The 22,062-nt window shown below is 69.0% G+C and carries 22 protein-coding genes; 11 read left to right on the top strand and 11 right to left on the bottom strand.

Annotation, left to right across the window (positions count from 1 at the left end; genetic code table 11):
* The first annotated feature begins 40 nt into the window (after positions 1 to 40).
* The 3 genes from ACFW6B_RS13355 (at position 41) to ACFW6B_RS13345 (ending at position 4,959) form a co-directional block, all read left to right on the top strand.
* The gene (locus tag ACFW6B_RS13355; RefSeq protein WP_386595232.1) at positions 41 to 2,800 is read left to right on the top strand and encodes a transglycosylase domain-containing protein; all 2,760 of its coding nucleotides are present in this window, start codon (positions 41 to 43) and stop codon (positions 2,798 to 2,800) included.
* A 149-nt stretch (positions 2,801 to 2,949) separates the two neighbouring features.
* Positions 2,950 to 3,162, top strand: coding sequence for a hypothetical protein (locus ACFW6B_RS13350; protein ID WP_386595230.1), 213 nt, complete (start codon positions 2,950 to 2,952; stop codon positions 3,160 to 3,162).
* Positions 3,163 to 3,435: 273 nt separating this feature from the next.
* On the top strand, positions 3,436 to 4,959 hold the full coding sequence (locus ACFW6B_RS13345) for a glycosyltransferase family 87 protein (protein ID WP_386595229.1): 1,524 nt from the start codon (positions 3,436 to 3,438) through the stop codon (positions 4,957 to 4,959).
* Between the two features lie 90 nt (positions 4,960 to 5,049).
* Here the strand turns inward: ACFW6B_RS13345 and ACFW6B_RS13340 are convergent, their stop codons facing one another.
* The 3 genes from ACFW6B_RS13340 to ACFW6B_RS13330 form a co-directional block, all read right to left on the bottom strand.
* Positions 5,050 to 6,081 (bottom strand): alanine racemase, encoded by a 1,032-nt coding sequence (locus ACFW6B_RS13340; RefSeq protein WP_386595227.1) that lies wholly within the window; start codon positions 6,079 to 6,081, stop codon positions 5,050 to 5,052.
* A 158-nt stretch (positions 6,082 to 6,239) separates the two neighbouring features.
* Positions 6,240 to 7,361, bottom strand: coding sequence for a lipid II:glycine glycyltransferase FemX (locus ACFW6B_RS13335; protein WP_386595225.1), 1,122 nt, complete (start codon positions 7,359 to 7,361; stop codon positions 6,240 to 6,242).
* 163 nt (positions 7,362 to 7,524) lie between these two features.
* Positions 7,525 to 7,836, bottom strand: coding sequence for a hypothetical protein (locus ACFW6B_RS13330; RefSeq protein WP_326786772.1), 312 nt, complete (start codon positions 7,834 to 7,836; stop codon positions 7,525 to 7,527).
* A gap of 287 nt (positions 7,837 to 8,123) precedes the next feature.
* Between ACFW6B_RS13330 and rpsF the strand changes: the two genes are divergently transcribed.
* The 4 genes from rpsF (at position 8,124) to rplI (ending at position 9,844) form a co-directional block, all read left to right on the top strand.
* The gene (gene rpsF / locus ACFW6B_RS13325) at positions 8,124 to 8,414 is read left to right on the top strand and encodes a 30S ribosomal protein S6 (protein WP_037615007.1); all 291 of its coding nucleotides are present in this window, start codon (positions 8,124 to 8,126) and stop codon (positions 8,412 to 8,414) included.
* 74 nt (positions 8,415 to 8,488) lie between these two features.
* Positions 8,489 to 9,085: a single-stranded DNA-binding protein gene (locus ACFW6B_RS13320; protein ID WP_386595222.1), complete on the top strand. Its 597-nt coding sequence runs from the start codon at positions 8,489 to 8,491 to the stop codon at positions 9,083 to 9,085.
* Positions 9,086 to 9,142: 57 nt separating this feature from the next.
* A complete protein-coding gene (gene rpsR / locus ACFW6B_RS13315; protein WP_003949403.1) occupies positions 9,143 to 9,379 on the top strand; it encodes a 30S ribosomal protein S18 in 237 nt (78 codons plus the stop codon).
* Between the two features lie 18 nt (positions 9,380 to 9,397).
* The gene (gene rplI, locus ACFW6B_RS13310) at positions 9,398 to 9,844 is read left to right on the top strand and encodes a 50S ribosomal protein L9 (protein ID WP_386595220.1); all 447 of its coding nucleotides are present in this window, start codon (positions 9,398 to 9,400) and stop codon (positions 9,842 to 9,844) included.
* A 227-nt stretch (positions 9,845 to 10,071) separates the two neighbouring features.
* Here the strand turns inward: rplI and ACFW6B_RS13305 are convergent, their stop codons facing one another.
* A complete protein-coding gene (locus tag ACFW6B_RS13305) occupies positions 10,072 to 11,409 on the bottom strand; it encodes an MATE family efflux transporter (protein WP_386595218.1) in 1,338 nt (445 codons plus the stop codon).
* Between the two features lie 459 nt (positions 11,410 to 11,868).
* Between ACFW6B_RS13305 and dnaB the strand changes: the two genes are divergently transcribed.
* Entirely contained in the window at positions 11,869 to 13,338 is a 1,470-nt protein-coding gene (gene dnaB, locus ACFW6B_RS13300) for a replicative DNA helicase (RefSeq protein ID WP_386595216.1), read from the top strand.
* Positions 13,339 to 13,350: 12 nt separating this feature from the next.
* Here the strand turns inward: dnaB and ACFW6B_RS13295 are convergent, their stop codons facing one another.
* Entirely contained in the window at positions 13,351 to 13,917 is a 567-nt protein-coding gene (locus ACFW6B_RS13295) for a dihydrofolate reductase family protein (RefSeq protein WP_386595214.1), read from the bottom strand.
* Positions 13,918 to 14,176: 259 nt separating this feature from the next.
* Positions 14,177 to 15,022, bottom strand: coding sequence for an oxidoreductase (locus tag ACFW6B_RS13290; protein ID WP_386595213.1), 846 nt, complete (start codon positions 15,020 to 15,022; stop codon positions 14,177 to 14,179).
* A gap of 107 nt (positions 15,023 to 15,129) precedes the next feature.
* Here ACFW6B_RS13290 and ACFW6B_RS13285 point away from each other — a divergent pair, with 107 nt between their 5' ends.
* Both ACFW6B_RS13285 and ACFW6B_RS13280 read left to right on the top strand, forming a co-directional pair.
* Positions 15,130 to 16,044 carry a LysR substrate-binding domain-containing protein gene (locus ACFW6B_RS13285; protein ID WP_386595211.1) on the top strand — a complete coding sequence of 305 codons (915 nt, stop codon included), beginning with the start codon at positions 15,130 to 15,132 and terminating at the stop codon, positions 16,042 to 16,044.
* Between the two features lie 93 nt (positions 16,045 to 16,137).
* The gene (locus ACFW6B_RS13280) at positions 16,138 to 17,523 is read left to right on the top strand and encodes a serine hydrolase domain-containing protein (RefSeq protein ID WP_386595209.1); all 1,386 of its coding nucleotides are present in this window, start codon (positions 16,138 to 16,140) and stop codon (positions 17,521 to 17,523) included.
* Positions 17,524 to 17,595: 72 nt separating this feature from the next.
* Here ACFW6B_RS13280 and ACFW6B_RS13275 read toward each other — a convergent pair whose 3' ends face one another.
* The 3 genes from ACFW6B_RS13275 to ACFW6B_RS13265 form a co-directional block, all read right to left on the bottom strand.
* The gene (locus ACFW6B_RS13275) at positions 17,596 to 18,048 is read right to left on the bottom strand and encodes a GNAT family N-acetyltransferase (RefSeq protein WP_386595207.1); all 453 of its coding nucleotides are present in this window, start codon (positions 18,046 to 18,048) and stop codon (positions 17,596 to 17,598) included.
* Positions 18,049 to 18,057: 9 nt separating this feature from the next.
* Positions 18,058 to 18,546, bottom strand: coding sequence for a MarR family winged helix-turn-helix transcriptional regulator (locus tag ACFW6B_RS13270; RefSeq protein ID WP_386595205.1), 489 nt, complete (start codon positions 18,544 to 18,546; stop codon positions 18,058 to 18,060).
* A gap of 168 nt (positions 18,547 to 18,714) precedes the next feature.
* Positions 18,715 to 19,581, bottom strand: coding sequence for a GNAT family N-acetyltransferase (locus ACFW6B_RS13265; protein WP_386595204.1), 867 nt, complete (start codon positions 19,579 to 19,581; stop codon positions 18,715 to 18,717).
* A gap of 159 nt (positions 19,582 to 19,740) precedes the next feature.
* On the opposite strand from ACFW6B_RS13265, the gene ACFW6B_RS13260 reads away from it, so the two are divergent.
* Entirely contained in the window at positions 19,741 to 20,367 is a 627-nt protein-coding gene (locus ACFW6B_RS13260; protein ID WP_386595202.1) for an HAD family hydrolase, read from the top strand.
* Between the two features lie 48 nt (positions 20,368 to 20,415).
* Here ACFW6B_RS13260 and ACFW6B_RS13255 read toward each other — a convergent pair whose 3' ends face one another.
* Both ACFW6B_RS13255 and ACFW6B_RS13250 read right to left on the bottom strand, forming a co-directional pair.
* Positions 20,416 to 20,898: an NUDIX domain-containing protein gene (locus ACFW6B_RS13255; RefSeq protein ID WP_386595200.1), complete on the bottom strand. Its 483-nt coding sequence runs from the start codon at positions 20,896 to 20,898 to the stop codon at positions 20,416 to 20,418.
* A 181-nt stretch (positions 20,899 to 21,079) separates the two neighbouring features.
* On the bottom strand, positions 21,080 to 21,985 hold the full coding sequence (locus ACFW6B_RS13250; RefSeq protein WP_386595198.1) for a LysR family transcriptional regulator: 906 nt from the start codon (positions 21,983 to 21,985) through the stop codon (positions 21,080 to 21,082).
* Positions 21,986 to 22,062: the final 77 nt, after the last annotated feature.

Raw genomic sequence — 22,062 nt, 5'->3', positions numbered from 1 at the left:
AGGCGCGCAAAGGTGCGCCTGCCCGAGGAGTAGTCGTTCGATGAGCGAGCACCGTCGCAAACCGCCGCAGCCGCAGGGCGGCGGACGTGCCGCGGCCCGGCGCGGCCAGCCGCAGGCAGACCCGTCCGCAGGCCGCCGCGATGCACCGCGAGACGCCGCCGGGTCTTATTCCGATTCGTACGGCGCGGGGGGTGAAGAGAGTCCCTACGGCAGCCGTGCCGATGCGCGGCGTGCCACGCAGCGCGGAACCGGTGGGAGCCGGCGCAGGGCCGCCGACGGCGCGGGCCACGGCGGCGCCGGAGGAGGGGGCGGCCGACGCGGCGGTCCCCAGGGCCCGGACGGCTCCGGCCGTGGCCGTGGCCGCGCCCCCGAGCCCGGCAAGAAGCGCATCATCGACTACCCGCGCGCGGGCCGTTACGGCGCCGCGCGCTGGGTGCCGTCCTGGAAGCTCACGACGGGCCTGTTCATCGGCTTCACGGGCAGCCTGGTCGCGGCCGCCGGCGTCGGGTACGCCCTGGTGGGCATTCCGGACATCGGCAAGACCGCCAAGGCGCAGAACAACGTCTACTACTGGGCCGACGGCACCGAGATGGTCGCCACGGGCGGTGAGGCCAACCGTCAGATCATCGACTACGCCGACATCCCCAAGGAGATGCGGTGGGCGGTGATGTCGGCCGAGAACAAGACGTTCGAGACCGACAGCGGCGTCGACCCCGTGGGTATCGCCCGCGCCTTCGTGAACATGGCCAAGGGCGGCCAGACGCAGGGTGGCTCCACCATCACCCAGCAGTACGTGAAGAACGCGATGCTCGAGGACCAGTCGCAGACGGTCTCCCGCAAGCTCAGAGAGCTGTTCGTCTCGATCAAGGTCGGGGCCAAGGTGCCCAAGGAAGCCATCATGGCGGGCTACCTGAACTCCGCGTACTACGGGCGCAACGCCTATGGTCTCCAGGCCGCCGCGCAGGCCTACTTCGACAAGGACGCCAAGGACCTGAACCCGAGCGAGTGCGCCTTGCTCGCGGCGGTGCTCAAGGGCGCCACGTACTACGACCCCGCCGGATCCCCGTCGATCGACCCGGTCCAAGCCACGCAGGAGAAGAACCGCGCGCGCGCCGAGGAACGCTGGCGCTGGATCCTCGACGAAGAGGTCAAGGACGGCCGTCTGGACGCGGCCACGCGGGGCAAGTACACCGAGTTCCCCGAGCCCGAGTCCCCGCGGTCGAACGCCGCGCTGGGCGGCCAGGTCGGCTACCTGGTCGACCTGGTCAACTCGTACCTGGTCAACAACAGCGACAAGACCGGGATCACCGAGACCAAGCTCCGGCGGGGCGGGTACCAGATTCACACGACCTTCAACAAGAAGAAGGTCGACGCGCTCGAAGACGCGGTGAAGAAGGTGCAGAAGGACAACATCAAGCCCAAGCTGCGGCCCAAGACCGACAAGTACGTCCAGTTCGGCGGGGCGTCCGTCGACCCGGACACCGGTGCGATCGTGGCCATCTACGGCGGTGTGGACGCGACCAAGCACTTCACCGACAACGCCGACCAGACCGGTGCGCAGGTGGGTTCGACGTTCAAGCCCTTCGTGCTGGCCGCCGCCATGTCCTGGGGCGTCAGGAATCCCGACGGGGACCCGACCCAGGCGCAGGACGAACGCACCGTCATCTCGCCGAAGAGCCTGTACAGCGGCAAGAACAAGCTCAAGATCAAGGACTTCGACGGCAACGACTGGGTGGACGACAAGGGCAAGGAGTGGCTGCAGACGAACGACGGCCAGCAGTCCTACAACGCGCCCTCGTACCAGATCGACCTGCGTGAGGCCATGCGCGAGTCCGTCAACTCCGCCTATGTCCAGCTGGGCATGGACGTGGGCCTGGACAAGGTGAAGGACTCCGTCCTGCGCGCGGGCATCAAGGAGTCGAGCCTCGCCAGCTCCAGGTTCCCCTCGTTCTCCCTGGGCACCTCCTCCCCGAGCGCGATCCGCATGGCCGGGTCGTACGCCACCTTCGCGGCCAGCGGCAAGCAGCGCGACCCGTACTCGGTCGAGAAGGTGACCAACAGCGAGGGCACCGTCTTCCGGCACGACAGCATCGCGAAGACCGAGGAGGCCTTCACCGCGAAGGTCGCCGACAACGTCACCGACGTCCTGAAGACCGTGGTCGAGAAGGGCACCGGGACCAACGCCCAGCTCAAGGGCCGTGAGGTGGCCGGCAAGACCGGTACGACGGACGGCAACAAGTCCGCCTGGTTCGTCGGCTACACCCCGCAGCTGTCCACGGCGATCGGCATGTACCGCCTGGACGACGACGAGACCAAGAAGAACCGCGAGTTCCTGGAGATGTACGGCACGGGTGGTGAGGAGACCATCCACGGTGCCTCGTTCCCGTCCCAGATCTGGCAGGACTACATGGAGACGGCGCTCAAGGGCCAGAAGGCGGAGCCGTTCCCGGTGCCCGAGGAGATCGGTACGGTCATCAACGAGGCCCCGGCCCCGACCCCGACGCCCTCGGCCACCGAGAGCGCGACCGAGAGCCCGAGCCCGACCCCGAGCGCGACCCTGCCGTCTCCCACGCCCTCGGTCACCGAGACCTGCCGGAAGTTCGACTTCAGCTGTAACAACAACGGCGGGACCGACAACGGCGGGACCGACAACGGCGGGACCGACAACGGAGGCACGGACAACGGCGGGACCGACAGCGGGGGCACGGACGGCGGCGTGACCACCTCGCCGACGCCGACCGTCACCACCGGTACCAGCAGAGGCAACGGCAACGGAGGCCTCTTCGGGACCTCCGGCTGACAGTCGCCGAACCGGCTTCGCGCGTGTGTGTCTCCTGACCGCACGCGCGAAGCCGTTTCTGCACGTGGGTGGTCGGCCCCCGGTGCTGCCGTACCTGTGGCCGATGCGGTTCTCCCGAGTGGAGGGGCCCTTCCGAAAGGACGTCTCCTGTGCCGGCACTGAAGCGCTCTCTCGTCGTACTGCCCATCGCGGCAGTCCTCGCCATGGCGGGCATCGCCTCGGTGGCCGGCTGTGACGGCGCGACGGGAGGCGAACCCGCCGCCGCGGTCCCCGCTGCCGGCCCTACGGCGGCGCTGCCCGGTCAGGTGGGCAAGAGCCTCCCCGCCGCGCTCTACGCGGCCGTGACGGCGCACTACGGGTAAGGCCTCAGCCAGGCCGACGGCAAAGGGCAGCTCCAGCGCGTCACGCCCGAGGAGTGGAAGGTTTGCTTCCAGAAGCCGGGTCCGCTCGGCGATTCAGTGATCTTCGGAGTCGTCCGCACCGGGGAGCCCTGCCCGGCCCGGTGGATCGACAAGCTGTAGTGATACGCGGGTGAGGACGTTCCCGTACCGCTGTCGGGGAACTCGGCGGGCCGGACCGGACCGGAAGGGTCGTCCCTGCATCTCTTCTCGGACGCGTACGGCAGGATGTGCGGCATGCCCAGTGCAGAGACGACGCGAGCGAGCGATCACGAGCCGGAGCAGGTGCGGCCGACCAGGGACGACGAGGTCGCCGCCGGCGGCAGTGAGCTGATCGGCGGCCCCATCGGGCTGCGTGCGCTGACCGGGACGTCCTGGTGGACGCCCGTACGGGTCGTCGCGCTGGTGATGATCGGCATGTTCGCCCTCGGCATGGTCCAGAAGATGCCCTGCTACGACGGCGGCTGGTTCTTCGGAGCCGGCTCGCAGTACACGCACGCGTGCTACTCGGACATCCCGCACCTCTACCAGGGGCGGGGTTTCGCCGACGGACTCGTGCCGTACTTCGACAAGATCCCCGGCGACATGGAGTACCTCGAATACCCGGTCCTGACCGGCGTGTTCATGGAGGTCGCGGCCTGGCTCACGCCGGGCGGCGGGAGCATCCAGCGCCAGGAACAGATCTACTGGATGGTCAACGCGGGGATGCTGATGGTGTGCGCGGCCGTCATCGCCGTGTGCACCGCGCGCACCCACCGCCGCCGTCCCTGGGACGGCCTCATGGTCGCCCTGGCCCCCGCCTTCGCGCTGACGGCCACGATCAACTGGGACCTGCTCGCCGTGGCCCTGCTGGCCGCCGCGATGCTCATGTGGTCCCGTGGACGCGTCCTCGCCTTCGGTGTCCTGATCGGGCTCGCCACGGCCGCCAAGTTCTACCCGTTCCTGCTCCTCGGGCCGCTCTTCCTGCTGTGCTGGCGTGCCGGCAGGTGGCGTGAGTTCGGTACGGCGCTGCTCGGCGCCGTCGGTGCCTGGCTGGCCGTGAACCTCCCCGTCATGTACCTCGCGCCCGAGGGATGGGCGAAGTTCTACAGCTTCAGCCAGGAGCGGGGCGTCGACTTCGGTTCGGTCTTCCTGTTCGTCTCGCAGTGGCTGAAGATCGCGATCACGCCCGAGACGGCCAACGCCTGGGCGCTGGTCATGATGGTGGTCATCTGCGCGGCGCTGAGCGCCGTCACGCTCCTCGCCCCCCGCCGCCCCCGCTTCGCCCAGCTCGCCTTCCTGATCGTCGCGGCCTTCATCCTCACGAACAAGGTCTACTCGCCGCAGTACGTGCTGTGGCTGGTCCCGCTCGCGGTGCTGGCCCGGCCGCGCTGGCGGGACTTCCTGGTCTGGCAGGCGTGCGAGGTCGGGTACTTCCTCGGCATCTGGATGTACCTCGCGTACACGACCAGCGGCGACGCCCACAAGGGCCTGCCGACCGACGGGTACCAGGTCGCCATCGCCGTCCACCTGCTGGGGACGCTGTACCTGTGCGCGCTGGTCGTACGGGACATCTTCAGGCCGGAGCGCGACGTGGTGCGCCGTACGGGCGAGGACGACCCGTCGGGCGGGATCCTCGACGGCGCCGAGGACGTCTTCGTCCTCGGCCCGGCCGCACATCCGGCGCGGCACGCGGCGCACTTCGACGAGGTCCCCCACGCCGACGCGGTTCCCCATGGCGGCTGGCACGACAATCCGGCACCCGGAGATCGTTCGCTCTGAGCGAACGGAGCCCGAAAGGGGCACGCGAAAGGCCGTACACGGACACCGTGTACGGCCTTTTCTTCGGTCCGGAGCGCGCCGGACCCGCGGTCAGCGCTCGACGACGCGGTCGAACTGCGTGGTGGTGTGCCGCAGATGGGCCACCAGTTCGTCGCCGACCTTCGGCTCCGTGGCGTCGTGCGGCACGAAGAGGATCGAGACCTGCATGTGCGGGGGCTCGGCGAACCAGCGCTGCTTGCCCGCCCAGACGAACGGAGAAAGGTTCCGGTTGACCGTCGCGAGGCCGGCGCGCGCGACGCCCTTGGCGCGCGGCATGACGCCGTGCAGGGCCTTGGGGGCCTCCAGGCCCACGCCGTGCGACGTACCGCCGGCCACGACCACGAGCCAGCCGTCCGAGGCGGCCTTCTGCTGCCGGTAGCCGAAGCGGTCGCCCTTGGAGACGCGCGTGACGTCCAGGACGGCCCCGCGGTACTCCGTGGCCTCGTGGTCCCCCAGCCACAGCCGCGTCCCGATGCGGGCGCGGAAGTGGGTCTGCGGGAACTGCCGCTGGAGCCGCGCGAGTTCCTCGGCCTTGAGGTGGCTGACGAACATCGTGTGCAGGGGCAGCCGGGCCGCGCGGAGGCGGTCCATCCAGCCGATGACCTCCTCGACGGCGTCCGAGCCGTCGGTGCGGTCCAGCGGCAGGTGGATCGCGAAACCCTCCAGCCGGACGTTCTCGATGGCGGAGTGCAGGTGCGGCAGGTCGTCCTCGCTCACGCCGTGCCGCTTCATCGAGGACATCACTTCGACGACGACACGGGCGCCCACGAGGCCGTACACGCCGTCGACGGACGACACGGAGCGGATGACGCGGTCGGGCAGCGGCACGGGCTCCTCGCCGCGCCTGAACGGCGTCAGGACCAGCAGATCGCCGCCGAACCAGTCCTTGATCCGGGCGGCCTCGTACGTGGTGCCGACGGCGAGGATGTCCGAGCCCAGGCGGGTGGCCTCGTCCGCGAGCCGTTCGTGGCCGAAGCCGTAGCCGTTGCCTTTGCAGACGGGGACGAGCCCCGGAAACTGCTCGGACACCTGCTTGTGGTGTGCCCGCCAGCGCGCGGTGTCGACGTAGAGCGTGAGCGCCATGGCCGGTCCCGGAACCTTTCTCGTGGCTGCGGTGTATCAGAGGTGTGAAAGGAAATTGTCGCCGATTCGCGGTGCCGATGGGGCTGTCCCGGGCCGGTTCGGCGGCCCGGGCTGCGATTCGGGGCGTTCCGGCGGCCCGGGACGCGGTTCCGGACGGCTCAGCGGCGGGACATGTACATGTCGAGCGCCTTGTGGAGCAGCTTGTTGAGCGGGAAGTCCCACTCGCCGAGGTACTCGGCCGCCTCTCCGCCGGTGCCCACCTTGAACTGGATCAGACCGAAGAGGTGGTCGGTCTCGTCCAGCGAGTCGGAGATGCCGCGCAGATCGTAGACCGTCGCGCCGAGCGCGTAGGCGTCGCGCAGCATGCGCCACTGCATCGCGTTCGAGGGACGGACCTCACGGCCGATGTTGTCCGAGGCGCCGTAGGAGTACCAGACGTGGCCGCCCACGACGAGCATCGTCGCGGCGGACAGGTTCACGCCGTTGTGACGCGCGAAGTACAGCCGCATGCGGTTCGGGTCCTCGGTGTTGAGGGCCGTCCACATGCGCTGGAAGTACGACAGCGGCCGCGGCCGGAAGCGGTCGCGGATCGCGGTGATCTCGTAGAGCCGCTGCCACTCCTCCAGGTCCTGGTAACCGCCCTGGACGACCTCGACGCCCGCCTTCTCGGCCTTCTTGATGTTGCGGCGCCAGAGCTGGTTGAAGTTCTTGTGGACCTCTTCGAGGGAACGATTGGCCAGCGGCACCTGGAAGACGTAGCGGGGCTGGACGTCGCCGAAGCCGGCGCCGCCGTCCTCGCCCTGCTGCCAGCCCATGCGGCGCAGCTTGTCGGCGACCTCGAAGGCGCGCGGCTCGATGAAGTCGGCCTCGATGTCCCGCAGGCGCTTCACGTCCGGGTTCTGGATGCCGCCCTTGATGGACGTGGCCTCCCAGCGCCGGATGATCACCGGCGGGCCCATCTTCACGGAGAAGGCGCCCTGGTGCTTGAGGTGCGCGAGCATCGGCTGCAGCCAGTCGTCGAGGTTCGGCGCGAACCAGTTGATGACCGGTCCCTCGGGCAGGTAGGCGAGGTAGCGCTTGATCTTGGGCAGCTGGCGGTACAGCACCAGGCCCGCGCCGACCATCTGGCCGGTCTTCTCGTCGAACCATCCGAGGCTCTCGGAACGCCACTCGGCCTTCACGTCCGCCCATGCGGGGACCTGCATGTGGCTGGCCGCGGGCAGGCTCTGGATGTATGCCAGATGCTGCTCTCGGCTGATGGTCCTCAGGGTCAGGCTCATTCGGGGCGCTCCTCGGGCTGGTGTGTCCCCATGGGTACAAGGGCTCCGGCTCTCGCGCCGAAGCCTACTGCGCCCTGTGAGCGCCTCGAATAGCCGTATGGAACCTGGGCCCCGGGGACGCGTCGCGAGGCGTTCCGAGGCCAGGGGAAAACGGACGTTCGACTCAGATCACGCCGCCGAAGAGGCCGCCGTGGGCCAGACCGAGGTAGAAACCCACGCCGGACAGACCGAGTCCCACGATCAGTCCGAAGCGTTCCCGGGTCGTCTCGGAGATGAACTGGCCGTAGGCGCCGGTGAGGATCCCGATCAGACCGGCCCACGAGCTCAGCAGGTGGAGGCTGTGGAACATCGACGTGACGAAGGCGAGGACTCCGCACACCAGGGTCACCGCGAGCAGGGTGTCCTGGAGCGGATGCGGTTTGCCGTCCGTGGCGAAGAGTGAGCCGGTCGTGCTGGGACGCATTACCTGTGCCATGGGGCACCTCCTGCGGAAGGCGGCGCATCGTAGCGCCGTACACACCCGATGTGTACAGATTGACGGCCGACCCGGCCAGATTTCAACCGGAAGCGGGTGTGCAGGTAGTCTGTACCGTCTGCACCGGTGTCTGCCCAGGCTCAAGGCCGGGTCACGACAGGGTTCACCGCTCGGTTCACCGATCGGCGGCCCGATTGTCAGTGGCTGCCGATACCGTTGCGTACGCATCACGACCCTCCTGCCACGGAACGACCGTGGCCGCCGAGTCCAAAGGAGGTGGGTTCCACATGCGTCACTACGAAGTGATGGTCATCCTCGACCCCGATCTGGAAGAGCGCGCTGTCGCCCCCCTGATCGAGAACTTCCTCTCCGTCGTCCGCGAGGGCGCCGGAAAGGTCGAGAAGGTCGACACCTGGGGCCGTCGTCGTCTCTCGTACGAGATCAAGAAGAAGCCCGAGGGCATCTACTCGGTCATCGACCTGCAGGCCGAGCCTGCGGTCGTCAAGGAGCTCGACCGCCAGATGAACCTGAACGAGTCGGTCCTCCGGACCAAGGTCCTCCGCCCCGAGACCCACTGAGCTCTCCAGCTCAGTTGATTTCGGGCATCGAGTAGCACCAGCAGCCAGCAGCAAACCCGCCGAGAGGTTCCCCTATGGCAGGCGAGACCGTCATCACGGTCGTCGGCAATCTTGTCGACGACCCCGAGCTGCGCTTCACCCCCTCCGGTGCGGCGGTCGCGAAGTTCCGTGTCGCGTCCACTCCCCGCACCTTCGACCGGCAGACCAATGAGTGGAAGGACGGCGAGAGCCTGTTCCTGACCTGCTCGGTCTGGCGGCAGGCGGCGGAGAACGTCACCGAGTCGCTCCAGCGCGGCATGCGCGTCATCGTGCAGGGCCGCCTGAAGCAGCGGTCCTACGACGACAACCAGGGCGTCAAGCGCACGGTCTACGAACTGGACGTGGAGGAAGTCGGCGCCAGCCTGAAGAACGCCACGGCCAAGGTCACCAAGACCACGGGCCGGGGCGGTCAAGGCGGCCAGGGCGGTTACGGCGGTGGTGGCGGCGGCCAGCAGGGCGGCGGCTGGGGCGGTGGCCCCGGCGGCGGTCAGCAGGGCGGCGGCGCTCCGGCCGACGACCAGTGGGCGACCGGCGGTTCCGCCGGTGGCAACCAGGGCGGCGGCGGTGGCGGTGGCTGGGGCGGAAGCTCCGGCGGCTCCGGCGGCGGCTACTCGGACGAGCCCCCCTTCTAGGCCTCAGGGCCGAGGGTGGGCCGTACCCCCACTTCTTGATCACACAGGAGATACACCATGGCGAAGCCGCCTGTGCGCAAGCCGAAGAAGAAGGTCTGCGCGTTCTGCAAGGACAAGGTCACGTACGTGGACTACAAGGACACGAACATGCTGCGGAAGTTCATTTCCGACCGCGGCAAGATCCGTGCCCGCCGCGTGACCGGCAACTGCACGCAGCACCAGCGTGACGTCGCCACGGCTGTGAAGAACAGCCGTGAGATGGCGCTGCTGCCCTACACGTCCACCGCGCGATAAAGGAAGGGTGACCGACACATGAAGATCATCCTTACCCACGAGGTCTCCGGCCTCGGCGCCGCCGGCGACGTCGTCGACGTCAAGGACGGCTACGCTCGCAACTACCTCATCCCGCGGAACTTCGCGATCCGCTGGACCAAGGGTGGCGAGAAGGACGTCGAGCAGATCCGTCGTGCTCGCAAGATCCACGAGATCGCGACCATCGAGCAGGCCAACGAGGTCAAGGCCCGTCTCGAGGGTGTCAAGGTCCGCCTGGCCGTTCGCTCCGGCGACGCCGGTCGTCTCTTCGGTTCCGTCACCCCGGCCGACGTCGCCTCGGCGATCAAGGCTTCCGGTGGCCCCGAGGTCGACAAGCGCCGCATCGAGCTGGGCTCGCCCATCAAGACCCTGGGCTCCCACGAGACGTCCGTGCGTCTGCACCCCGAGGTTGCCGCCAAGGTCAGCATCGAGGTTGTCGCTGCCTGAGTGCAGCACTCGGCATAGCTGAGAGGAAGGGCCGCACCCCTCGGGTGCGGCCCTTCTGCTTTCCCTGGGCACGTGCGTACGGGCGTGTTCCCTCGGCCCGTGTGGATGGGGGTGCTCCCCGGGCCCGTGTGGATGGGTCCGGACGGAGTTGTTTCGTGGATGCAGGGGATCGCCGTCGTTTCACGTGAAACGGGCGCTTGTGGTTCTCGTGAGGCGTCCGGCCTGTGTCAGCGGGTCGCGCCGGTGACGATCCAGCGGCCCGAGCGGGAGCGCAGCCACAGGGTCAGCATCCGGATCGTCATCATCAGCGTCATCGTTCCCCAGAGCGCGGTCAGCCCCCCACCGAGGACGGGGACGAGCAGGGCGGCGGGGGCGAACACCGCCAGGGTGAGCAGCATGGCCCGGGCCAGGTACGGTCCGTCCCCCGCACCCATCAGCACGCCGTCCAGCACGAAGACGATCCCGCAGACCGGCTGGGAGACGGCCACCATCACCAGCGCGGGCAGCGCCGCGTCCCGTACACCCGAGTCGCCGCTGAACAGCGGAAGGAACAGGGGGCGGGCGGCGATGACCAGCAGTCCGAGTACGAGCCCGGTGACGAGTCCCCACCGCAGCATGCGGCGGCACGCCTCACGCGCGCCATGAGCGTCGCCCGCACCGAGGTAGCGCCCGATGATGGCCTGTCCCGCGATGGCGATGGCGTCGAGCGCGAAGGCGAGCAGACTCCACAGCGACACGATGATCTGGTGTGCCGCCATGTCGGCGTCCCCGAGCCGGGCGGCGACCGCCGTGGCGATCAGGAGGATCGCCCGGAGCGACAGCGTTCGGACGAGCAGAGGGGCGCCGGCCTGTGCGCAGGCTCGTATGCCGACGGCATCCGGTCGCAGGGAAGCGCCGTGCTTCCGTGCTCCGCGGAGTACGACATGGAGGTAGACGGCGGCCATGCCGCACTGGGCGATGACCGTGCCCCAGGCGGACCCGGCGATACCGAGGCCGACGCCGTAGACGAGGACGGTGTTGAGGAGCGCGTTGGCGGCGAACCCTCCGACGGCGACATGGAGAGGGGTCTTCGTGTCCTGGAGCCCGCGCAGGATGCCGGTGGCGGCCAGTACGACGAGCATGGCGGGAATGCCGAACAGCGAGATCCGCAGATAGGTCGTCGCGTACGGGGCCACGGAGTCGGACGCGCCGAACAGTTCCATGAGGAAGGGCGCGGCAGGCAGGGCGACGGCGATCACGGCCACGCCGATGAGCAGGGCGAGCCAGATGCCGTCCATGCCCTGGCGGATCGCGGCCCGCAGATCGCCGGCGCCGACCCTGCGGGCGACCGCAGCGGTCGTGGCGTAGGCGAGGAAGACGAAGACTCCGACGGCTGTCATGAGGAGGGCCGAGGCCACGCCGAGTCCGGCCAGCTGCGCGGTGCCGAGATGGCCGACGATGGCACTGTCGGCCAGCACGAAGAGAGGCTCGGCCACGAGGGCGCCGAACGCCGGAACGGCCAGTGCGACGATCTCCCGGTCGTGCCGACGCCGGGCGGCCCTGGGGGCCGCGGAAGCCTGTGTCATGGGCATCAATCTAATCTTCCACAGGTAAGAGATGCAAAAGGCGAAGGACCCTTACCTCTTGGTGTGCGGGGTGTGGTGTGGCGCACTGTTCGAGGCGATCTTGGTCCTGCTGGGGAAGTTTTTCTTCTACACAGCCGGTGGATGGGAAAAGACCAGGTCAGATCATGTTCTCTGTGAGGCTTGAGGGCTTGTTCACAGGGCTGTCCACCGGGTCGTGCACAGGTTTCGCCGAGTTCTCCACAGCATTGGGGCCGTCGTCCACATGGCCTGTGGATAACTGGATTGGCTGAGGCTGCCCGCGGGCCTAACGTGGTGCGGCGCCCGTTCTCCTCTCCGCCCTCGGAAAGCACGCAAAACCGACGCGCGGGATCCGGAGCCGGGCCGCTCACTTGTCAGTGCCGTGCCGTAGAAATTGATGGCACTGCTAGGTCCGCTCCGCGGACGGGAGGAGGTGGCTCGGTGACTATTTCCGAGCCCTTGGACGACCCCTGGGCAGACAGTGGGCCCAGTGATCGTCTTCCCTCGTCCCGCCGGCAGGGGAACGGAGGCCGAGGCCGCGACGAGCAGCACGACCGCGACAACGGATCGTGGGAGAGCGGCGGTTCATCCTTCGAACGGGTGCCGCCGCAGGACCTCGACGCCGAGCAGTCGGTCCTCGGCGGCATGCTCCTGTCGAAGGACGCCATCGCCGACGTCGTCGAGGTGCTCAAGGGCCACGACTTCTACCGGCCCGCGCACGAGACCATCTACGGAGCGATCCTCGACCTGTACGCGAAGGGTGAGCCGGCCGACCCCATCACGGTGGCGGCCGAACTCACCAAGCGCGGCGAGATCACCAAGGTCGGCGGCGCCCCCTATCTGCACACGCTGGTCCAGACGGTCCCGACCGCCGCGAACGCCGAGTACTACGCGGAGATCGTGCACGAGCGCGCGGTCCTGCGCCGACTGGTCGAGGCCGGCACGCGCATCACGCAGATGGGGTACGCGGCCGACGGCGACGTCGACGAGATCGTCAACAGCGCCCAGGCCGAGATCTACGCGGTCACCGAGCAGCGCACCACCGAGGACTATCTGCCGCTCGGCGACATCATGGAGGGCGCGCTCGACGAGATCGAGGCGATCGGCTCGCGTTCGGGGGAGATGACCGGCGTGCCGACCGGCTTCACCGACCTCGACTCGCTCACCAACGGTCTGCACCCCGGCCAGATGATCATCATCGCGGCCCGTCCCGCCATGGGTAAGTCGACGCTGGCCCTGGACTTCGCACGCGCCTGCTCGATCAAGCACAACATGCCGAGCGTGATCTTCTCGCTCGAAATGGGCCGCAACGAGATCGCGATGCGCCTGCTGTCCGCCGAGGCGCGCGTGGCACTGCACCACATGCGGTCCGGAACCATGACGGACGAGGACTGGACCCGGCTCGCCCGCCGTATGCCGGACGTCTCGGCCGCCCCCCTCTACATCGACGACTCCCCGAACCTGTCGATGATGGAGATCCGCGCCAAGTGCCGCCGTCTCAAGCAGCGCGCCGACCTCAAGCTCGTGGTCATCGACTACCTCCAGCTGATGCAGTCCGGCGGCAAGCGTTCCGAGAGCCGCCAGCAGGAGGTCTCGGACATGTCGCGAAACCTGAAGCTGCTGGCCAAGGAGCTGGAACTGCCGGTGATCGCGCTGTCCCAGCTCAACCGTGGCCCCGAGCAGCGTACGGACAAGAAGCCCATGGTCTCCGACCTGCGTGAGTCCGGCTCGATCGAGCAGGACGCGGACATGGTCATCCTGCTCCACCGCGAGGACGCGTACGAGAAGGAGTCCCCGCGCGCCGGTGAGGCGGACATCATCGTCGGCAAGCACCGTAACGGTCCGACGGCGACGATCACGGTGGCCTTCCAGGGTCACTACTCGCGCTTCGTGGACATGGCCCAGACCTGACGGCTGAAGCGCTCAGCGCCTCGTCTCGTACCTGGTCAGGACCACGCCGCCGGGAAACGTCCGCGTCTCCAGCAGGTTCAGGTTCACCCAGCCGTCCAGCGCGGTGAAGAACGGCGTGCCGCCGCCCACCAGGACCGGGTGGGCGGCGATCACGTACTCGTCGATCAGCCCGGCGCGCATGGCCGCCCCGGCGAGCGTCGCGCCGCCGATGTTCATCGGGCCGCCGTCCCCGGCCTTGAGCCGGGTGATCTCGGCGACCGCGTCGCCGGTGACCAGGCGGGTGTTCCAGTCGACCTTGTCGATCGTCGAGGAGAACACCACCTTCGGTGTGTCCCGCCAGTTCCGCGCGAACTCGATCTCCGCCAGGGTGGCGTCGGGCTGCTGGTCGCCGGTCGGCCAGTGGGAGCTCATCGTCTCCCACAGCTTGCGCCCGTACAGCGACAGGCCGCTCGCCTGCTCGTGGTCGAGCCACAACCGGAACAGCTCGTCGCTCGGCGGTCCGCCCCAGCCGATGTCGTCGCCGGCCGCGGCGATGTAGCCGTCCAGGGACAGGTTCATGCCGTAGATCAGTTTCCGCATGGCCCAGCCTTCCGTCCGTGGGTGTCCGGTGTATGGACCAGCGCGGCGCGGGAAACTCATCGGTGCGCGATCCGGGCCCGCCGGTAGTCCTCGTGCTCGGGACCCAGCGTGGTGTACCCGGCCGACACGGGCAAGCCTCCTGATCTCGGCCTCGCCCGCACGAGGGAACGCCACGGATCTGGGACCGATCACGGGTGACAAGGCCGTGAGACAGCCAGGAACGCCCAGGTCGCGCAGGACCGGCATGCCACGAGCGGACTCACTCCGTGTCGAAGTCCGTCCCCCGGGAGACCTCCTCCCATTCGGTGAGCTCGGCCCGCACGGAATCCAGGTGCGAGGTCAGGAAATCCACCGCGTCGCCGCCGAGGGCGAGGCGGAGCGGGGTCTTCTCGGCGTCCAGAGCCAGCCGGATCGCTGCCGCGGCCTTCGCCGGGTCGCCGGGCTGGCTGCCGTCGCCGCTCTGCACCGTCTGCCGGGTCGCGCCGACCTTCTCCTTGTACGCCGGGTTCTCCTCGGAGAAGTACGCCGCGCCCTTGCCGAACAGGTTGGTACGGAACGCGCCGGGCTCCACGATCAGCACCTTGATGCCGAACGGTGTCACCTCGTCGGCCAAGCCCTCCGACAACTGCTCCAGCGCCGCCTTGGTCGCGCTGTACGCGGAGAACCCGGCGAAGGACAGCTGCCCGCCGAAGCTGCTGATGTTCACGACCGATCCGCTGCCCCGCTCCCTCATCTGTGGCAGCAGCACCCGGGTCAGACGCGCGGGACCGAACACATGCAGCTCGAACAGATCACGCAGCTCCCGGTCGGTGGTCTCCTCGAACGCCCCCACCTGGGTACGGCCGGCGTTGTTCACCAGCACGTCCACCCTGCCGTAGCGCGCCAGGACGTCGGCGGCCACCACATCGATCCGCTCGCCGTCGGTGACGTCCAGGCTGATCGCCTCGACACGGTCCGGGTGCGCGGCGACCAGGTCGTCCAGTGCCTCGGCCCGCCGGGCAGTGCCGATCACCGTGTCACCAGCGGCGACCGCGGCCTCCGCGATGGCCCGTCCGAAACCGCTGCTCGCGCCGGTCACCAGCCAGACCTTGGCGTCCTCGCTCATCTTCGTCTCCTTCGTCAACTGCCCTTCAGGGCCTTCCGGTTCGACAGACCCGATCCTTCGTCAGGCATCGGCGGGGCGTCCAAGACCCGTTGTGATAGCCATGGGTTATGAACGTCCATGGGCGTGATCTGCATTACTTCATCTCGGTCGCCGAGGAATTGAGCTTCACGCGCGCTGCCGAGCGGCTGTTCGTCTCCCAGCCTGCCCTGAGCAAGCAGATCCGGATGCTGGAGAAGCAACTGGGCGTCGCCCTGTTCGAACGGGACCGGCGGACAGTTCGGCTGACCCCCGTGGGGGAAGTCCTCTTACCGCACGCCCGCGCGGTACTGGCCGCCTGGCAGGGCGCGGAGGCCGCGATGGAGGAGGCGAAGACCGCCGAGCGGCGCACTCTGGTGATCGGCATGTCCACCAGCCCGGGCCGTGGGCTGCTCCCCGCCCTGCGGGCCCGCCTCGTCTCCCGGCATCCGGACGCACGGCCTGTCCTGCGCCAGGTCAACTGGGCCGATCCCAGCGCCGGGCTGGCGGACGGATCCAGCGACGTGGCCTTCGTCTGGCTGCCGCTGCCGGACGATGACCAGTACCGGTACGCGGTGGTGGCCCGCGAGCCACGGCTGGTCGCGCTCCCGGACGGACACCCCTTGGCGGCGCGGGCCGCGTCCGACCCCGAGGGGAAAGTGGATTTCACCGACCTGCTGGAAGAGCCCTTCCTCGCTCTACCACCGGAAGCCGGCCCGCTGCGGGACCACTGGCTCGCCCTGGACGCCCGGGGCGGTCGGCAGCCGCGGATCGGCGGGGTGGTGGCCAGCGCCGAGGAGACGCACGAGGCGGTCGCCGGCGGCCAGGGAGTGGCGCTGCTGGCCGCTGGCAACGCCCCGCTGCTCGTCCGGGACGAGGTGATCGCCGTGCCGGTACGGGGTGTCTCCCCGTCTCGGCTGGCGGTGGCCGCCCGCCAGGACGACAAGCGGGCGCTGGTTCTCGCCTACCTCGCCGCTGCGCGGGAGGTCGGAGCCGCAGCCCGTTGATCAGGCGCCGGGTTGTGCCATGGCGTCGGGGTCCACGGTGGCTCCGGTCCAATCCATTCGACGTCCGGAGCCCGGCCGGGGTGGACTGGTGTCATGACGACATCCCACGATGACCTGCTTCCCGGTACCCGCCGGGCCCTGCTGCACCGCATTGCCGTCGCGCAGAGCGAGGGACGGGCGCCGTCACTCGTCGCCTCGGTGGTGCGGGGCGGGAAGACGGTATGGAACGGAGCACGGACCTCGGTGCCGGGTCACGGCCCGGACGAGAACGTGCAGTACCGGATCGGCTCCATCACCAAGACCTTCACCGCCGTTCTGGTGCTGCGGCTGCGTGACGAGGGTGTCCTGGATCTCGGTGACCCGTTGGAGAAGCATGTGCCGGGCACCGGTGCGGGGGAGGTCACCATCTCCCAACTGCTCGCCCACACCGGAGGGCTGGCCGCCGAGTCGCCTGCTCCGTGGTGGGAGCGTACATCCGGCTCCCTGCGTCCCGAACTGGCCGACGTGCTGGGCGAACAGCCCTTCCGGCATCCGGTCGGACGACGCCACCACTACTCGAACCCCGGCTACACGTTGCTCGGCGCGCTGGTCGAGGAACTGCGCGGCGCACCCTGGGAGGAAGTACTGCACCGCGAGGTTCTCGAACCGCTCGGCCTGCACCGCACGAGCGCCCGCCCGCAGGCGCCGCACGCGGGGGGATGGGCGGTCCATCCCTGGGCGGACGCCATGATGCCCGAACCCGTGGAGGACCTCGGGCGGATGGCTCCGGCCGGGCAGCTGTGGTCCACCACCGGGGACTTGGCCCGCTTCGCCGTCTTCCTCGCGCACGGTGATGACCGGGTGCTGAGCGCGGAGTCCGTCAGGGAGATGCGTGCGCCTGCCGCTCCGCCCGAGACCGCGGACCTTGCGGCGGGGTCCTCGTACGGGCTCGCCCTGCAGATCACGCACCAAGGCGGCCGGACCCTGGTGGGGCACGCCGGCTCTCTGCCGGGCTTTCTCGCCGCACTGGTGATCAGCGCGGAGGACGACGTGGCGGCAGTGGTGCTGTCCAACTGCACCTCGGGGCCGGCCGTGTCCACCGTGGCCGCCGATCTGGTGCGGATCGTCGCCGAGGCGGAGCCACGGATCCCCGAACCCTGGCAGCCGATGTCCGAGGTGGACCAGAGCGCCTTGGAGTTGGCGGGGCAGTGGTACTGGGGGACCCAGACATTCGGACTGCGGTTGCCGGCCGACGGGAGTCTGGTGCTGAGCCCGCTCTCGGGTGTCGGCCGGGGGGCCGGCTTCCGGGCGAACGGCGACGGGACGTGGACGGGGCTCAACGGCTACTACGCGGGCGAGCTTCTGCGGCCCGTACGACGGCCCGACGGCTCTGTGAGCCATCTGGACCTCGGGTCGTTCGTGTTCACGCGGCAGCCGTACGACGAGGACGCTCCGGTGCCCGGTGGAGTGGACCCGGAAGGCTGGCGAGGGGTCCGGTAGCCGCCACCGGATGCGAGGCGGCCTGTTTCACGTGAAACAGGCCGCCTCGCCGACGTGCGTCGTCGGCAGGCTTCAGAGCGGCAGTTTGAAGCCGACGTGCGAGGCCTCGAAGCCGAGCCGCTCGTAGAAGCGGTGGGCGTCGGTGCGGGAGACGTCGGAGGTGAGCTGGACCAGTCGGCAGTCCTGGCGGCGGGATTCCGCGACCGCCCACTCGATGAGCTCTGTCCCGAGACCGCTGCCGCGTTCGTCGGCATGGACGCGTACGGCCTCTATGACGGAGCGGGTGGCCCCTCTGCGGGACAGGCCGGGAATCACGGTGAGCTGCAGGGTGCCGACGACGCGCCCGTCGCGGACGGCGACGACCAGGTGCTGGTTGGGATCCCGGCTCAGACGCTCCAGTGCGGCCAGGTACGGGCTCAGATCGTCCGGCGACTCGCGTCGGGCACCCAGTGGGTCGTCGGCCAGCATCGCGACGATGGCGGGCACATCGTCGGCGAGTGCGGCTCGTATCTCAAGATCTGCCATGAACGCACCCTACGAGGGCACGCTCACGGAAGTCGCGGAGTGGACGGGCGCGTTCAACGACTCCACGACCCGGACCAGGGGCGCCAGGTCAGGGTTCTCGGCCGCGTCGTCGAGTGCTTCGCGCAGTGCGGCGTCATTGGTGGGCCGCGCTTCGGAGAGGAGCTCGAGTCCCGCGTCGCTGACGTTCGTGTAGATGCCACGCCGGTCGGTCGGGCAGAGATAGCGGGCGAGCAGTCCGCGGTCCTCGAGGCGGGTGACCAGCCGGGTGGTGGCGCTCTGGCTGAGGACGACCGCGTCCGCGACCTGCTTCATCTGGAGATGCCCGCCCTCGCCGTCGTGCTGTCGGCTGAGCACGTCGAGCAGGGAGTACTCGCGCACGCTGAGCCCGTGCTCGGACTGCAGGGCCCGCTCGATGTGGGCCTCGATCCTCCCGTGGAGCAGGGAGAGCGCGCACCATCCCTGGGCGAGGGCGGTGAGCGCGGGGTCCTTGGCTGTCATGGCGTTTCCTCCGTCCCGGAGCGGCTCAGTCCAGGATAGAGCACTATCGCAATAGCCCGCGCCTGCAATTATTGTGGATGCCGGCGGAGCACTCACGCGGTCTGCGCACGACAGGATCCTGGCGGCAGCGCCCCGATCCGGCACACCGCGCGTCCGGATTCGTTGTCCCTAGCCGGCGGCCACGGTCAGAGGTGCGAAGCGGCGGGTCCAGTCGCCGGGAAGTTCCGGGATCTTGTGCGTCATGACCGCGTTGAAGGCGACGGAAGCCAGCCCGCGTTCCTTCAGCCAGCGCAGCAGCTCCTCGTGCCGCGTGTCGATGTCGGTACGCAGCGGACGGTCGGTGTGGGCGGCGAGCGAGGAGACGAGAGCCTTCGCCGTCCTCGTGTCCCGGGCGATCAGGGGGCCCACGACCTGGGTGGTCATGTTGGGCCAGGCGGCCGCGAAGCCGATGATCCGGCCGTTCTCCTCGGCCACGCGGAGCTGGTCGGCGAAGGCGGGCAGCCGCGCGATCATGTGGGTGCGGTCGACGCCGAAGACCTCTTCGTCCAGTCGCAGGACCGGGGCGAGATCCTCGGCCGTGGCCGGACGGGTGAAGATCCCGGGCTCGGAGCCGTCAGGAGTGAAGACTCCACGGACCATCTCCGACCGGCCGGTGACCTTGAAGCCCAGCTCCTCGTAGAGCGGGAGTCCGTACGGGGTGGCGTGCAGGGTCAGCGGGGTCGTGCCCATCTCCTCGACGACGTGCCGCATCAGACGACGGCCGACCCCCTGGCGTGCGTGTCGCTCGGCGACGAGGACCATGCCGATCGCGGCCAGTTCGGGACGCTCGCGCGGTCCGTATTCCGTCACGACGCACGCGGTGACGAGACCGCCGGCGGGGTCGTCGATGCCGTATCCGGTCCCCCCGGCGAGCAATAGACCCCACTTGTGTTCCTCACGGGGCCAGCCCCGGTCCTCGGACAAGTCGGCACAGGCGACGAGGTCGCGGGGCGTCAGGCGGCGAATGGGCAGAGCGGTGAGGGAAGGAGTCGACACGCAGGTCAGGCTGTCCGAGATGGACCTCTGCCGTCCACCGCTTTCCCGGTACTCCTGCCGGCTTTCGGCCACAGGCCGCACCAGCGATGGTGAACGGCCGGGGGTTTCACATGAAACCCCCGTCTATGAAAGCTGGTTGGCCCAGTAGCCTCGGCGAACATGGCGAGACTTCATCTCTTCGACCTCGACGGTACGCTGCTCCACGGCAGCACCGCGCCGTTGGAGATCTCCCGGCAACTCGGCCTGGAAGCCGAGACCATCGCGCTCGAAAAGGCCATCTCCGAGGGGCGCATAGGCCCCCCGGAGTACGCGGCCCAGGTGCATGCTCTGTGGGCGGATCTCACCGAGGCGCATGTGACGGCGGCTTTCGACGGTGCGCCCTGGATGTCAGGGATCGAGGACGTCTGGAGGGACATCCGCCGGAACGGCGACTACTGCGCCGTCGTCTCGCTGTCACCGTCCTTCTTCGTGGAGCGCCTGCTGTCGTGGGGAGCGCACGCGGCTCACGGCTCGCGCTTTCCCGCGGTGCCTTTCGTGGAGCCGTTGGATCCGGCGGGTGTTCTCAGTGCCGCGGCAAAGGTGCAGGTCGCAGATCTGCTCTGTGCGGAGTTCGGGGTGAGCCGAGCCGACTGCGTCGCCTATGGCGACTCGGGGTCGGACAGGGATCTCTTCGGCGTCGTACCGGTGTCGGTCGCGGTCAACGCGGACCGGCATCTGAGCGGCCTCGCCACGCATTCCTACACGGGACGGGACCTGGGCGCCGCGTATCGGCTGGTGGGGCGGTAGGGCGCACCGGGTGACCGGACGGCCGACTCGCTCCGGCATCTCTCCCGGTCAGCCCAGGTCGGGTGCGTGCATGGCGCGTACGCCCTCGATGTTGCCGTCGAGATAGTGCCTCAGCGACAGGGGCACGAGATGGACGGAGGCGATTCCCACCCGGGTGAACGGGATGCGGACGATCTCGTACTCGCCGCTGGGCTCGTCCACCTCGGGACCGTGCCGCAGGGACGGATCCATGGACTCCAGCCGGCAGACGAAGAAGTGCTGGACCTTCACACCGGTCGCGCCGCCGTCGTCGCCGATGTGCTCGACCGTGTCGACGAAGCAGGGGACCACGTCGACGATCTTGGCGCCGAGTTCCTCGTGCACCTCGCGATGGAGCGCCTCGACGACAGTCGTGTCCTCCGGTTCGACCCCGCCACCTGGTGTGAGCCAGTAGGGATCGACGCCGGGCTTGGTGCGCTTGATCAGGATCAGGTCGTCACCGTCGAGCAGGACGGCACGTGCGGTGCGCTTGACCACGGGTCGGACGGTCATGGGAGAAATGTGGCCCGGCCGGTTCCACGTGAAACATCGTGCGGCCGCGATTCCGTGGGAAAGCCCTGCAGAAAGTCCTGGGCCCGGGGAAGGCGGGCGACGGCCCTCGTGCGAGCAGCCCGTCCTGGCCCTGGGCGGCGGCATACCTGCCGAGGCTCCTGGCTTCCCGTCCCCGCCGGTCTCAGCTCCAGTCGGAGGCCGCCCGCAGCAGCCACTCGTGCGCTCGGGCGATGTGCGGCATTGCCAGCGTTCCGGTCCGCACGACCAGGAAGTACGTACGCAGCGGGGGTACGGCGGGGTCGAGGAGCGCCACGACGTCTCCGCGCTCGACGGCGTCGGAGCAGAGGTATCGGGGCAGGACGGCGAGGCCCGCGCCCGCGCTGGCGCAGGCGAGGACCGCCCGGAGATCCGGGACGATCACCGTGCCGGAGACCGCGGGGCGGCAGTCGAAGACCGAGGCCCAGTAGCGGGCGACGAGCGGCAGCGACTCGTGGACCTCGACGATGGGCAAGTCCTTGAGAGCGTGGGCGCCCTTGCGGCGGAGTTTGCCCGGACCGATCTCGGCAGCCCAGCGCGGAGCGGCGACCAGGACGTGCTCTTCGTCGCAGAGCGGAGTCGCGGTGAGAAGTGCGCCCCGTGGCTGGGCCGTCGTCATGGCCAGATCATGATGTCCGGCGGCCAGTCCCTCCATCGTCTCCTCCGCGTTGCCGAAGGAGGCGCGCAGCGCGAAGCCCTGGCCGTCGTCGCCGGTCAGTTCCATGAGAACGGGCAGCGCGCGTTCCGTGGTGAACTCGGGAGGCCCGGCGAGATGCAGGGTGCGAAGGGGCGAGTCCTCGTCGAGACCGGTCTCGGTGATCTCCACGAGGGCGTCGAGATGCGGTGCCGCCTTGTGGGCGAGTTCGTCACCGATGGTCGTGGGAGTCACCCCGCGCGCCTGGCGCAGGAACAGGGGTCGCCCCAACTGGCGCTCCAGCGTGCGGATCTGCGATGTGACGGCCGGCTGGGACAGGCCGAGCAGTGCGGCGGCACGAGTGAAGGAGCCGGCCCGGTGCACGGTCACGAACGTGCGCAGCAAGGCCAGGTCCATGGTGCCTCTCCCCTTTCAGCACCCCGTGCGAGCCCCAACTATAAATAAGTCGATAGGTCTCTGTCGCTACGGTGATT

It is taken from the genome of Streptomyces sp. NPDC058751 (assembly GCF_042746485.1).
GTDB lineage: Bacteria > Actinomycetota > Actinomycetes > Streptomycetales > Streptomycetaceae > Streptomyces.
Note: the sequence above shows the minus strand (reverse complement) of the source record. Positions and strands in the feature narration are given on the sequence as shown.